Source organism: Lysinibacillus sp. FSL K6-4013 (assembly GCF_038630435.1).
In the GTDB taxonomy this organism is placed as follows: Bacteria; Bacillota; Bacilli; order Bacillales_A; family Planococcaceae; genus Lysinibacillus; species Lysinibacillus boronitolerans.
Genome location: NZ_CP152031.1, coordinates 1425617 through 1439726, shown reverse-complemented (window position 1 = coordinate 1439726; position 14110 = coordinate 1425617). Strand labels below are relative to the sequence as shown.

15 protein-coding genes are annotated in these 14110 nt (G+C 35.0%); 3 read left to right on the top strand and 12 right to left on the bottom strand.

Features of this window, described 5'->3' with window-relative positions:
* Positions 1–153: 153 nt before the first annotated feature.
* From MHB39_RS06885 to MHB39_RS06870, 4 genes are all read right to left on the bottom strand, one after another.
* The gene (locus MHB39_RS06885; protein ID WP_342546064.1) at positions 154–1089 is read right to left on the bottom strand and encodes a DMT family transporter; all 936 of its coding nucleotides are present in this window, start codon (positions 1087–1089) and stop codon (positions 154–156) included.
* A 374-nt stretch (positions 1090–1463) separates the two neighbouring features.
* Positions 1464–1673: a hypothetical protein gene (locus MHB39_RS06880; protein ID WP_016994831.1), complete on the bottom strand. Its 210-nt coding sequence runs from the start codon at positions 1671–1673 to the stop codon at positions 1464–1466.
* Between the two features lie 226 nt (positions 1674–1899).
* A complete protein-coding gene (locus MHB39_RS06875; protein ID WP_342546063.1) occupies positions 1900–2553 on the bottom strand; it encodes an MBL fold metallo-hydrolase in 654 nt (217 codons plus the stop codon).
* A 42-nt stretch (positions 2554–2595) separates the two neighbouring features.
* Positions 2596–3519 carry an EamA family transporter gene (locus MHB39_RS06870; RefSeq protein WP_339280695.1) on the bottom strand — a complete coding sequence of 308 codons (924 nt, stop codon included), beginning with the start codon at positions 3517–3519 and terminating at the stop codon, positions 2596–2598.
* 113 nt (positions 3520–3632) lie between these two features.
* Between MHB39_RS06870 and MHB39_RS06865 the strand changes: the two genes are divergently transcribed.
* Both MHB39_RS06865 and yiaA read left to right on the top strand, forming a co-directional pair.
* Positions 3633–5051: a PLP-dependent aminotransferase family protein gene (locus MHB39_RS06865; protein WP_342546062.1), complete on the top strand. Its 1419-nt coding sequence runs from the start codon at positions 3633–3635 to the stop codon at positions 5049–5051.
* A gap of 465 nt (positions 5052–5516) precedes the next feature.
* A complete protein-coding gene (gene yiaA / locus MHB39_RS06860; protein ID WP_016994835.1) occupies positions 5517–5987 on the top strand; it encodes an inner membrane protein YiaA in 471 nt (156 codons plus the stop codon).
* A 121-nt stretch (positions 5988–6108) separates the two neighbouring features.
* On the opposite strand, the gene MHB39_RS06855 is transcribed toward yiaA, so the two are convergent.
* The 4 genes from MHB39_RS06855 to MHB39_RS06840 form a co-directional block, all read right to left on the bottom strand.
* A complete protein-coding gene (locus tag MHB39_RS06855; RefSeq protein ID WP_342546061.1) occupies positions 6109–7158 on the bottom strand; it encodes a 2,3-butanediol dehydrogenase in 1050 nt (349 codons plus the stop codon).
* A 19-nt stretch (positions 7159–7177) separates the two neighbouring features.
* The gene (locus MHB39_RS06850) at positions 7178–7816 is read right to left on the bottom strand and encodes a GntR family transcriptional regulator (protein WP_036080013.1); all 639 of its coding nucleotides are present in this window, start codon (positions 7814–7816) and stop codon (positions 7178–7180) included.
* 482 nt (positions 7817–8298) lie between these two features.
* On the bottom strand, positions 8299–8661 hold the full coding sequence (locus MHB39_RS06845) for a hypothetical protein (RefSeq protein WP_339280692.1): 363 nt from the start codon (positions 8659–8661) through the stop codon (positions 8299–8301).
* Between the two features lie 134 nt (positions 8662–8795).
* Positions 8796–9419: a hypothetical protein gene (locus MHB39_RS06840; RefSeq protein ID WP_342442929.1), complete on the bottom strand. Its 624-nt coding sequence runs from the start codon at positions 9417–9419 to the stop codon at positions 8796–8798.
* A gap of 850 nt (positions 9420–10269) precedes the next feature.
* Here MHB39_RS06840 and MHB39_RS06835 point away from each other — a divergent pair.
* Complete coding sequence (locus MHB39_RS06835) at positions 10270–11667, top strand: hypothetical protein (protein WP_258860943.1); 1398 nt, start codon at positions 10270–10272, stop codon at positions 11665–11667.
* Between the two features lie 32 nt (positions 11668–11699).
* On the opposite strand, the gene MHB39_RS06830 is transcribed toward MHB39_RS06835, so the two are convergent.
* Genes MHB39_RS06830 through MHB39_RS06815 form a run of 4 tightly spaced genes read right to left on the bottom strand, consistent with a single transcriptional unit; the run spans position 11700 to position 14043 of the window.
* Entirely contained in the window at positions 11700–12098 is a 399-nt protein-coding gene (locus MHB39_RS06830; RefSeq protein ID WP_258860942.1) for a GntR family transcriptional regulator, read from the bottom strand.
* 21 nt (positions 12099–12119) lie between these two features.
* Complete coding sequence (locus MHB39_RS06825; RefSeq protein ID WP_258860941.1) at positions 12120–12899, bottom strand: ABC transporter permease; 780 nt, start codon at positions 12897–12899, stop codon at positions 12120–12122.
* Positions 12900–12905: 6 nt separating this feature from the next.
* Positions 12906–13808: an ABC transporter ATP-binding protein gene (locus tag MHB39_RS06820; protein WP_312125785.1), complete on the bottom strand. Its 903-nt coding sequence runs from the start codon at positions 13806–13808 to the stop codon at positions 12906–12908.
* Positions 13792–14043, bottom strand: coding sequence for a PLD nuclease N-terminal domain-containing protein (locus MHB39_RS06815; RefSeq protein WP_016994843.1), 252 nt, complete (start codon positions 14041–14043; stop codon positions 13792–13794). The genes MHB39_RS06820 and MHB39_RS06815 overlap by 17 nt, the downstream gene beginning before the upstream one ends.
* Positions 14044–14110 lie beyond the last annotated feature (67 nt).

Below are 14110 nucleotides of genomic sequence, written 5' to 3'. Positions count from 1 at the left end.
TAAGGATAGCTTATACAATGAAGGTGTACTGCCTATGACAACCATATGAACGGAGTATGAACAAAAAAATAGTACGTCGTTATATAAAATATAGAGAGGGCCCAAGGATCCATTTGTTATGGCACTACTTAATTGATATGAAAAAAAGGATCTTCAAATCGAAGATCCTTTGGCGAATTTTTTGCTGGATTTTTTGTATTTCGTTTTGACGTTTTTTAACAATCCATCTTTATCAAGCAATGTAGGTAAGCTGATGCCGATAACGATTGTTACGATACCTGCTATTTGCAAAGTTGTAACCGTTTCGCTTAAGAGAATAACGGATACCATCACCGCGATTGGCAATTCAACAGCACTCAATATGGATGACATACCTAATCCCACTTTAGGCACTGCAATTGTGAATAAGAAAACTGGTATAATCATGCCAAATAACCCTAATGCTAAACCATAAATCCACAGTCCCTCGTTAAACAAGGTGCCATTCCAAATAATTTCTGGAGACTGAAAAGCCGCCGTCGTCATGAATGCAAAGAAAGAAACCAAAACTAAACGGTTGGAGGTTGTCATACTTGCGGTTGTCTTTCCGTTTACATATAAAAATAAGGAGTAACAAAGAGCAGCTGCTAAACCCCATAACCACCCTTGAAAAGGTATTTGAGACAAATCAACATCAATTATACCAGCGGCTGGTATGGTTCCAGCTACTAATATAATTAAAGAGATGAATTCAATTCTGCTTGGAAATTGTCGTTTTGTGATACAAGAAATCAACATACCGATCCATGTAAATTGAAACAGTAATACTACTGCTAAGGACGCAGGCAAAAAGTTTAAAGAATGACCATATAAAATATTTGTTAACCCTGTTAACAAGCCTGCAAATAAAAGGAATTTAACGCCTTTAAAGCTAAAGTTTGATCTATTTGTAACTAAGGAAATACATACTGCTATACAAAACCCGATAAAAAACTGACTTGTAACTGCCTCAGCTACAGAAAAGCCACTACGCATTGCCAGTTTTATAATAGTTGAAACGATACCAAAACTACTAGCTGCAATCACTACTAATAGGGGATAAAGATACATCTTGATTATTCACTTCCCTCTCAAAATTTGTCTTGATGAAATTTTGTTTATGATTTTGAGATGTCGAAAAAAATCATAATCTCCAATATATATCACTGATTGTTATTTTACAATCTTTTTTTTCGTTCATAAGGAATTCTCCCGTAGCGAAAATGACAAAAAAAGCCAAAACTCACATATATAAAGGGTTTGGCTTTTTTCTATGTATTTTTTATTAAAGTATGTTAAATTGAATGTTTTTTCTCAATTTTCTTCAGCATATTACAATCTTATTCTGTAATAATCCAATCAAAAAACACCTCCCTCTATAAAAAATATAGAAGTGAGATGTTTTTAATGTTCACTAATATGATTAATGAACGGCCGCAAAATGTTTAGCGTGACTCTTTTGGCGGTTGGCATACATCACATTTTCGTTGGTTTTTATTTTTAAATTTTGTAAATGTTTTTTCAAAGTTACTACCACATGCACATTTAAATAGTAGCTTTTGAGAAAAACCATGATATTCTGTCGTTAACAACTTACTTTCTGAATTGTTCTCAACAAATTTCTGAATATCACCAATCGTCCAACGTTTATTCATTCACTTACACCTCCATATTTGATCGTTCTGCGGAGGCTTTTCCTGGCATCCGTTATAAGTACCTTAAGTGCCTCATTATAACATGAGCTGACTCACAATAAAATAGATTTTGACAAGCCTTTGACTCGTGCTAGAAAACGGAATTCTTGCCTGTTACGATTCAAGCAAGCCTCCCAGCACTTGGCATTCTAAGGAGCCTACATCTTTAATCAATCTTTTTAAAAATTCAAAGCTTTTGAATCTGCTCTTTAATATCCACCTTGCATAATCCACCGTGATAACAAATCACAGATTCAATGTCTAGGTCTGCATATTTCTTTAAAGATTGTTGAGCAACCTCTATATCCAAAGTGGTTGGAACATGAATCCCTCCCAGTGTACCATTTATACTATACATCGAATCGCCTGCAACAAGCGTTTTACTTTGCTTTAAATATAAACTGATATGGCCAGGCGTATGTCCTGGTGTATGGATAACTCGTATTCCCCCACAATATGGTAGTTCTTGACCGTCTTTCAAGATCTCATCTACTTTGCTCTTGGGTGGATTTGCTAGATGCCCGTCTTTCAACAATGGTAATTCCCCCTGAATATAGGGCTTATCTAATTCATGCGCATATACTTTTATATGACTTCCACAATATTGTAATATCTCAGGAAGACTGCCTATATGATCGATATCCTGATGTGTCAATATCACAACTTTTAGTTGGTCGAACGACACGCCTACCTTATTCATTGCTATACGTAAATCTTCCATTTGTCCTGAACATCCAGTATCAATTAAAACAGCCATCTCCTGATCCCATAATAGCGTTGGATGAATGAAGGCCCCATTAAATTCAAGCTCCAGAATCTCTACTCCATTAGAAATTTTCATTTTCTTCCCCTTTATAATTAGATTTTATTATTCAGGAACAAGTTAATTTTTTACATCCTGAAGAACAGTCCCCTTCCGCCAAAGCAACTCTCTCAACGTTTCGAAATTGACTAGAATCGTTCCAACAATAATTGTCATAGTACCTATTCCTGTTAGCCACGAAATATATTCATGATAGAAGGTAACACCTAATATAACGGCAATTACTGGTGAGATATACAGCCATGTGGACGGAAAAACAGGATTTGTTCGTGAAACAAGCCAATAATAAATAGTGTGACCGATCATTGAACCAAAAATAATCAAATAAAAAAGAGAACCCATTGAAGCTGGACTTAATAGATAATGAAGCTGAATGTTCTCAGTAAAAAGTGACAAAATGATTAATAAAATCCCTCCATGCATCATTTGTGCTGCATTTAAAGCAATTGGGGATGTTGTTCCGAATTTTTGGATAACATGCTTTGTATAAATCGTTCCAGATGCGTAAAAAACTTCACCTAAAATAATAGCGAAACAACCAACCATCCAGAGAGGACTAATCTCAATTGCAAAACTAGGTAAGATTAAGAACGTAACACCAATGACTCCGACGACACAGCCAATAAATGATTTCCGATTTCCTTTTTGCTTCAATAGGAATGTCTGAATCACAATAATCATCATCGGACCTGTAGCAGATAAGACAGCCGCGATTCCAGATGTCACATACTGTTCTGCCCAGTATAATGTGGCAAACGTTCCAAAGGTTAAGCCCACTCCTGTAAAAAACATTTCTTTCCGAAATAATAACCGGATTGTCGTTTTTTTGCGCCAAACCATAAAACTAAATAGTAGTAAACCAGCAATGAGAAAACGAAGACCAGCTGATAAAAACGGAGGAACTCCTGCATCAACCCCAACTTTAATTGCTAAAAATGTTGTCCCAAAAATCAAACACATAAAGAAATAATTAAAAATTACCATATCATACTCCTCCTCTTTTTCTATCATAAAAGAAGGAGGATAGAACAGATTGAAAAGGATAGAACAGATTAGAGCAGTTCGTGGTACAATCGTTTTGAATAGGAGGGATCGATGTGGGCAAAGCAATTCAAAATGAAGATTATCTTTTTAAGAAAATCTATGATAATGTACTGCACAGAATAGAGCGTAAAGAATGGAAAGAAGATGAAAAGCTTCCCTCCGTCCGGCAATTAGCATCTGAAATGAATGTTCATCGGCTAACGGTTTTAAAGGCTTATCAATTATTGAAACAGCATGACAAAGTTTATGTAAAAGATAAATCAGGCTATTTTGTCCAATCAACTGTATCGAAAAATCTTGAATATCTAAATCAGGAGAATCCAATTATTTCAGCATACGTAAAAAAAAATCATTTATCCGAAATCCATCAACCATCTTTTTCTTATCACTTTTCTCAGGCATTGATTGATCCTAATCTTTTGCCAAATCATTATTTTTCTGATTACGTAAAGGAAGTGTTTGACCTTTATCCAAAAGTACTGGCAACCTACTCCACTGTGCAAGGTGATTTAGAGCTGCGTGAAACACTTACCCAATATTTTATCAACCAGTATAAAACTCATCTCAGTGCAGATGATCTGTTAATAACGTCTGGCTCACAGCAAGCCATTCACTTAGTTGCGCAAGCTTTTATTAAGCCAAGAGACGTCGTTTTATTGGAACGTCCAAGCTATAGTGCTGCGATTGATATTTTTAGCGCACAAGGAGCACAAATTGTAACCGTGGATATCCATCCTGAGGGCTACGATTTAGAACAGGTTGAATACTATATTAAACAATACAAACCTCGCCTATTTTATCTCAACCCCACCTTCCATAATCCTACTGGTTATACGGTTTCAATCGAGCAGCGCAAAAAGTTAGTAGAATTAGCTGAGCACTATCGGTTTCTATTAATTGAAGACGATGCCTATCACGACATTTATTTTGATGAAGCCCCACCTCCACCGATTTACACATATGATAGTGCTGGGACAGTCATTTATATCCGAAGCTTTTGCAAATATATCTCTCCTGGTTTGAGAATTGCGACTGTTATTTGTCCATCATCATTGATGAAATCACTATTAACAGAAAAATCGCTAGCTGATAATGGCTCACCACTTCTCAACCAAAAAATTTTTCTCCATTACTTCTCCTCACTAAGATTGCAGCAACAATTGGAGAAAATTCGGATCGCCCTGCAGATTCGGAAGGAAATTATGGAGGAGGAGCTAGCTGTAACAGGCTGGCGTTGGATTAGCCCAAAAGGCGGTCTGAATTTATGGGTACAGCTCCCAGATGATGTTCCAACTGAATTATTATTATCTAAAAGTATCGAACAATCGATATCCTTTGTCCCAGGTCAAGTTTGTGATCCACTAAAACAGCTATCATCCTGGATACGTTTAAGCTATTCTTATGCTAATGAAAAACAGCTAAGTGAAGGAGTAAAAAAATTGGTTACAGTGGCGCAATCGCTTTCTAAGTGATCGGACTGTCTAATGAACTTTGGCTAATTCATGTTCCTTAACTTATTGTTGGAAACTGGGACTACCGATTATTTTATCTATAAACGATGGTTCATAGCTTTATCAACCATTTTTAATTATTCGTTCATAGTTGACGCGAATTGTAAAAAGCAGTGAACAAAGTAACTCAGGCAGTCACACAGACCTAAACATATTTAGCTGTCAAGTTGAATAATATGAAAAAAAGCTATACACCTAGCTCTTATCTGTATCAAAATCATTGCAACGAAGGACAGATCCTTCAGATTTGATGAACCCATATTGACGCTATACCCCCAGCAAAATAACAGTCAAATTAAAGCAGCCTCCGTTAAGGAGAATTACTTTTATTATTGAAGAGCGAGATTTAGAGAAATTTCTATTCTCATAACCTCCCTATAGAATGATAGAATGTTTTTATACAGTGATAGAAGGAGGAGAAAGATATTGTCTAATCAAAATGAGTCTTCATTAGATAAGGAAAAACAGCCTGATCCGAAAGTTAAAGTAGAAAGAAAAGAGGGAGAACCTACTGCTGCTTTCAAGGGGGCTTCCTGGGCAGCATTGTTAGTAGGTGTGACGGCTTATTTTATAGGCTTGTTTAATGCAACGATGCAACTAAACGAAAAAGGATATTACCTAGCTGTTTTAGTATTTGGACTCTATTCAGCAATATCCTTACAAAAAGCTGTAAGAGATAAAGAAGAGGGAATACCAGTTACGAATATTTATTATGGTATTAGTTGGGTTGCACTTATTGTGTCGATTTCATTAATGGGCATTGGGCTATATAATGCTGGAAGTATTGTTTTAAGCGAAAAAGGATTTTATGGTATGTCATTTGTTCTAAGTTTATTTGCATCCATCACGGTTCAAAAGAATATTAGAGACACACAGCAGGCAAGAGAAAGAGATTAAGTTACTGAAAGAGTCGAGAAGTTCATTCTCGATTCCTTTTGTCATTTTTTCTTAAACTCCATGCTCCACCAGACTATAAAAAAGAGCATGGCTGTCATCAGCCATACTCCTCTCAATTTTATTAATTTTCTCCGCTTATCTCGACTAAAATTTTAGATTGTGTTTTGTCATTTGTTAACGTTTTGAATCCTTTTTCAACAATCTCATCTAATTCAATTTGACTTGTGATGATCCCTTGAGGATTTAGTTGACCAGCGCTCATTGCATCAATTGTTCGTTGGAAAATTGACGGTGTATAAACAATGGATGATAATACATTAACACCTGTGTTTGTAAGTTGCATTGGATTCCATTCGATTGGTCTTGCAAAAATCGAAACAATCATCATGTTACCACGAGGTTTTGTTACATCAATTGCTTGTTTAAAGGTTGGGGCAACCCCCGCAACCTCAAAGGATACATCAACCCCATCTGCAACAATCTCGCGAACTGCTTGTACAGGATTTTCTTTCCCTGAATTAATAGCATGGGTTGCACCTAATTCTTTTGCCTTTTCTAATCGATCATCGGATAAATCTAATACAATAACTTTACTAGCACCGGATGCTTTTGCAGCGATGACAGTTAATAATCCAATAGGTCCAGCCCCAAATACAGCAACAGAATCACCTAATGTAACCCCAGCATCTTTGACAGCTTGTACAGCAACAGCCATTGGTTCTACCAATGCACCATCTTGTAATGTTAAGTTATCTGCTAATCGATGTATATTCGTTACAGGGACATTAACATATTCCGCAAATCCACCGTTTCCATGTAAGCCAATGAAGTTAAATCCATCATAACGATCGACTTCTTCATGTTTTTTTCTATATGTTAATGTAGGATTGATGACAACTCGATCCCCAGCCTTAAAGTCAGTAACCTTAGAGCCAACTTCTTCGATGATACCAGCAAATTCATGTCCCATTGTAAGTGGGGCAACTTCACCTGTTAAATCAGCTTTTTCATCAACTGGTACGAAAACCGGACCTTCTTCGTATTCATGCAAATCACTTCCGCAAATACCAGCCCACGCTACTTTTACTTTCACTTCTTCTTCTCTTAAAGCGCGTAATTCAACCTCTTCAACTCTAATATCTTTCACACCATGCCAAACTGCAGCTTTCATTTATGTTACCCCCATAAAATTATTTAAATTGGTACCATAAAATAACATCCTTAATAGCTACTCGTGCATGATCAAAATCCGACACTTCTATACACTTGATAAAAGTATTGATGGACATATGATAGGATTCAACTAGATTCATCTTCCATTTTGTTTGTGCAGCTACATTTGTAACAAATATTGTTTCTTTAAAGAATCGTAGCATCGCAATATTTCCTGTAACATCAAAAAACAATTGTAACAAGTGGGCAAACGAAACAACATATTCATAAATATTTTCAGCAGACTTTCTTTGTTTCATCGCTTCAAAACGATGTAATAGTTCATTTTGCAAATCGGCAGTCCATTTAGATTCACACTTGGTAAGTGCAATATCCAATAGATGATAAAGCGCTTCCAAATAATCCTTTAATTCCTGATCCGTTATAATCTTCACTCTTACACCTTTATGTTGTACTTTTTCAACTACACCATCTTTTTGTAAAAGATAAAGGGCCTCACGGACAGGTGCATGACTTACTTGTAACTCCTTTGCAATTTCCGCCTCTATTAAGCGCTGACCTTGTTCATAGTAACCAGAAAATATACGAAATAATAATCGTTCAGCTATTTGCTCAGAAATTGTTTTTTTTGAAATTGAATTTTCATCAAACCCCATTAAACCACTCCAATAAATTTATATCTTTTTATTTTAACATAGTTCAGTGTATAGGGTGATTAGCTAAAAGCGTTATATATTATGGATTATAGATTATCGATAATCTATAAAAATATTCTAATCTATAAATTCATTTCTTTCAATTATCTTGTTTCGGATATAGTATCTTTTAAAAGAAATATCAAATTCTAAGAAAGTGTTATTAAGCTGATGAGCGAGGTACAGCGGGATTGTTCGCAGAGAGGTGGATCAAATATTCCAAAGCACTAAGCATTTCATTTTAGAGTGCCTATTTTTACAATAAACTTCTAAATAGGATTTACTTATATTCTTTTTTTGAAGTAATAAGTTGTATTGTCATTTACTGCTTCGATTAAAAGCCCAAGAGATACTTCGAACTTTCCAAAAAGCCACAATAGAAAACTGTATAAATATGCAATAAAAAAGATCAGGCTTTATGCACCTGACCTTTGCTATAGTTATTAATTTAACGGAATTGCCGGTACAACTTGTTCTGCATTAGGGATTGGTTGAGGATAAAAAAAGTTGCTTTCTCCATTAGATTGATTAATATATTTCTTTGATTCCTTGTACTGTTGTCTTAGTCGGTTTTCAAATTCTTTAGGTGTTATATTTTGAATGCTATTTAAAAACTTTTCTTTGTTTTTTTCTGGAATATACATTTCTATCCCATATTCTTTACTAAGTTTTATCAATATTTTATTGTAAGGTACGAGTAATAACTCAATATCATTGTCATATGTTGACTCAGCATTATAATGAGTAGTTGAACAAAAAACAGAAACCATGATACAAATCAATGTAATATTTATTATCTTCTTCATGCTTTTTCTCTCCTTTATTGTTCCTTTCCCCTTACTTATATCCGAATTATTTAATAATAAACACATCTTTATTTTTTTCATTTTTAAACAGGCACACATTATAATTGTATGCCTGTTTTAAATAAATAAAACAACTAATTTGCATAGAATGTATTTGATGCTGTTAAAGAAAGTGCAAGTGCAACACCATTAGCATCTTCTGGATGTCCTCTTAGAGAGACTGTACAACTTTTTAAATCACTACTTAATTTATGTGAAGCACTATCAACTTCCCAATGATAACCTGTAAAACTAGATGGCCAAGTTGTTCCATATGATTTTATACTTTGATAAGTAAAAGTTCCTTGATTACCTGATGCACTAAAAACATTTGAGTTCAAGTACATTGAAGAATTATAGCTTAATGCAACTAGTTGAGTAATATTTTCACTAATAGATAATGGAGAAACCGCAGAGTCACTATTAGATAGCTTATCATTATAAAAATTATCTAAGAACTCTTTATATTGTTCTCTTAGTAATTTTTCTAATTCATCTGTGCTCATATCTCCTACATTGTTATAAAAGTGTTCCTTTTTTTCTGGATTAATATAAAATTCTACGCCAAATTCATTAGTCAGTTTATTCAGCACTTCCTGATATGGACTAATAGATTTTTCAAGATTTACATTTTCACTTGCAGACACACAGGTGATTAAGGATAAGGAAATGCTCAAACATAAAAAGGATGTAAATAATAACTTTACAAATTTTTTCATAGTATGACCTCCAAACTAATTTTCCTGTATTTACATTTAAATACATATTAATAAATGTATTCATAATTTTCAACCTTATATTTACACAATAAAGCTAAAATAAACTCTCAGAAAACCTGATTTGAAAGCGTTGTTTTTTTGAAAAATGACATGACCGTAATGTTTCAGTTCTGAGTTCAGGTAGATAACGTATTATGTCATAAATACTAAGAATTGCTTGTTACAGTATATATACTTTGCGAAATTATCTAGAAATGCATCCTCGTTTTACTTGGAAATAATTTATAATTTTAACAATACTTCCATTGTTGAGTAATTCTTGATTTAAAATCTTAAAGCTACATAAACAAACTTCATTTTTAAAAATGATTATTTAAAATAGATTTATCCTTTTACTTAGCATGGATTTTAATAATAAAATTTGATTATTTTTGTACTTGTTATTCCTCTAAGGCATCCATTAGTTAAACAACTAATTTAAATCATTCTGTTTCTTATGTGAAACAGCAACTAATACTACAATCGAAGTCCCAACACATGGTGCATCATTTGAATAAAGTCCATCTCAAACTATAGTGAAAGAATAAACTTCACATATATTTAGATTACCAAGTGCATTTGCGAAATGACACCTAAATTCTCAACAGCTAATATTCCAATAGACATTCTATGATCTCCCCTTAAAACTAAAGGATAACGATTTAATGAAATGACATTTTCTACTTTTCGACTAAACTTGTTATTAGCTCCTACTTTAAGTTTGCAACTAATTTTTCAGATTTTTTTGAAATCATCACCAACTTTTTTTCTCTTCATATTCTATAGAATCAGAATATTGAGGGGGAAACGTATGGGGATTGAATTCACAGCTCTCCATTGGATTTATGTTGTTTTTATTGTGCTCATCATCGGATTTATGGTTAAACGTCGCGATACCACCCTCATTTGTGTAGTAGGCATCTTTATGCTAGCAATTGTTGCTACTGGTGATTTTACTTCGTCTATAAGTGGTGTGTTTAACAGCTTTATTTATGCCATAACTGAGCTGCTATCAACGATTCTTATTATTTCGATTATCGTAGCGATGAGTCGGGTCATGATGTCTTCAGGTATTAATGGGGTTATGGTGGCCCCTTTCACAAAGATCATTAAAACACCTGCACTCGCTTATTGGACAATTGGACTATTAATGATGCTTATTTCTTGGTTTTTCTGGCCATCACCTGCAGTAGCGCTATTAGGAGCAGTGCTCTTACCTGTTGCGATTCGGGCGGGCCTCCCAGCACTGGGGGTTGCCATGGCGATGAATTTATTTGGGCACGGTATTGCGTTATCAAGTGATTTTGTCATTCAAGGGGCTCCAAAATTAACGGCTGATGCTGCGGGTATTCCTGTTGGAGATGTTGTTTCAGCTAGTATTCCACTTGTTATCACAATGGGTGTTGTAACGACAATTGTTGCTTATATTTTTTTACGACGTGATATGAAACGAGGAACGCTACTTTTAAATACTGGCAACAATGAGGAGATGGATGTTGAACAAGAAACTGCAGAAAACTTACTGTCAATTGGGCAAAAACGATTCTTCGCCGTACTTATTCCTATTGCCTTTATCTTAGACGTTATCGCTATGTCAGTATTCGATTTAACGGGCGGCGATGCAACAGCTTTAATCGGGGGAACCTCTGTTTTTATTTTATTGTTGCTTAGTATGGTTGCTCATAAATCAGCGGGTTTAGAAAAGACAACAAGTTATTTGATTCAAGGATTTCAATTCGGCTTTAAAGTCTTCGGACCCGTAATTCCAATTGCTGCTTTCTTCTATCTTGGAGATGCTGGCTTTACACAAATTCTTGGAGATCACCTCCCCGCTACTTCACACGGTATTGTCAATGATCTTGGTGTCGGTCTTGCAGCAATAGTTCCGTTAACAAAGGAAATTGCTGTTGTCACGCTAGCAGTTGTAGGCGCTATTACAGGATTAGATGGTTCTGGCTTCTCAGGCATTTCTCTTGCTGGCTCTGTCGGTAGTTTGTTCGGCAATGCCATTGGTGGAGGAACAGCCACTTTAACTGCTTTAGGGCAAATTACAGCCATTTGGGTTGGTGGCGGCACATTAATTCCATGGGCATTAATTCCAGCTGCTGCAATTTGTAATGTCAGCCCATTTGAGCTAGCAAGACGAAACTTGATCCCTGTAGTCATTGGACTGATTGTGACGACAATTGTGGCGGTGTTTTTAATTTAGTTTCATCCAAATGAAATGAGATGGTTACTATATTAGTAGCCATCTCCTTCACTTTCCGTATAATACTTTTTTAAAATCTCATAAAACATTTCTTTTAGTTGGGATTTTTTCATTCCTAAAATATAAGCCTCTATTAATAGTTGCTCCATATTCATAGCTATTTGTTGAAGTGAAATAGTCGTTGCTTTACTAGGATCTACAATAACAAATGCTCTAGAATGAGGTTTAATGGTGATGATCCCCTTTTTTTGAAGCTCTTTGTAGCTTTTATGAACCGTATGCAGATTGAGATTTGTTTGTGCCGCTAAATTGCGAATGGAAGGCAAATGGTCTCCCTTATTTAAATTTCCAGTCACTATTGCTAAAAGCACCTGCTGTGTGAGTTGCTGATAATATGGCGTTTTGCTTCTTCGATTTATTGTTACATTCATTTGTCGAGAATTTCCTCTATATTAAAATTTCTTTTTGGCAATAAAATGATGCATGTTAGCCATCATGAATAGTACAAGTAACAGTGTGATAACAATAGTGAAGCCATACCATGTTTCAACGTCACCTGTCATTAATATCGTTGTAGCATGCAAACTATTACTAGCAGGATTAATGACATCTAAGAATGGATGTAAGCCAGCACAGAAACGACTAATAAATAAGACACCAATACTGATTAATGCAATAAATGGTGCACTATTAAAAAATGTACTAATCATAGCAACAAATGTAATGACAAACAACAGCCAAATACAATAAAATGCTAAAGCTATCAATGCACGAGTTATCGATACAGAGGTAAATAAATAAGATGTATAGCCAAAGGACATTGCATAGCCAAGCGTAATACATAGAACAGCTAAAACATAATGAGTAAGAAGCTTGCTATTTAAGTAGGATGAGATAGATACTGGCCTTGTTAAAATGAATGCCATCATCCCATTGGCTTTTTCTCCCTGAATAATACCCATCGTTGCAATGGCAAGTATGATTATACCTAATTGATCAAATTGCGAATTCAGTGTTGAGGCGAGCACTTCTTCTCCCCCTGGCTTTGCCATTGTAGGATCAATCATAATCCCTTCAATACCACCCATTGATTGTAAAATAGTAGGTAAGAAATACATCATGATCGGCTGAGTTAAGCCTAGTAGGATATAGACAATCGGTAGCCAAACGACTTTATATTCCTTTGTCATTTGATTCATTTCTTTTTTACTTAATGCTATAAACGTATTCACTCCAGGTTACACCACCAATTCTAAAAATATTTCTTCTAAGCTTTCCTGCATGCCTAGATCATACTTTGTAAATATTACGTTTGAATCCAATCCATACTGTAGCAATCGATGGGCATCCGCTTCCAAGTGATTGACATATACTTTAAAACCATCACCACAACTTTCGATTTTCTTTACATAAGGTAAATGTTCAATCGTTGTTAGCCACTTAACATCTTTCTTTTGAACCATTAAAAAGATAGCTGGATCCTGATAGCGATTAAGTAACTCTAATTTTGTTGCATCTTCAATTTTGTAACCATTTTTAATGACTACAAAGCGCTCACAAACTTCCTCCGCATCGCCTAATATATGCGTAGAAAGTAAAATAGTCGTTTCTTTTTTTATGTCTTTTAATAGATTCAGTACTTCACGCCTACCAATTGGATCTAGTGCTGATACTGGCTCATCCATAATGATGAAAGCTGGCTTGTGTAATAAAGCTTGTGCGATGCCAAGACGCTGTTTCATACCACCTGAAAATGTTCCAACATGAGCATGTGCTTCCTTCCCTAAGCCTACCTTTTCTAAAAGAAGTGGAATATCTTTTTGTAATTGGTTTTTCGAAATACCAGAAAGCGTCCCCATAAAGGATAAGGTTTGAGATGCTGTCATCCATGAGTAGAAATTAGGATACTGCGGTAAATAACCAATATGATTTTTCATCTTTGAAATTTTTTGTCCATCAAGGACAATGTCCCCTTCATCTGCATAAAGAATATCAGCAATGATCTGAATTAATGTGGATTTCCCTGCCCCGTTTGGTCCAATAAGCCCTACACATTCATTCGAATCTATAACCATTGAAAAACTACTTACGGCCGTTTTCTGATTAAATTTTTTCGTAATATTGTTAATTTCTAAGCGCACGTTTATTGACATCCTTTCTCCCCATCACGAAATATAGAACAGAACCAATTGTATTAAAGAACAAAATAATAATTGCCCACATTAGTATGTTTTCTCTGCTATCTCGATGTTTATATAAATCAATTAGTGCAACAGTGATAAGTAAAAAACCTACGAGTACAAATGGTAAAAGAATTGGCAGTATGCTTGCCCAATCAATTTGATTTAAGTCTTCAAAACCATAGTGTAATTTCATTGTAATAGCCCCCTTCATTATCATTATCAATAATGATAACAAAAAGATAAAAAAATTTCATTACCTT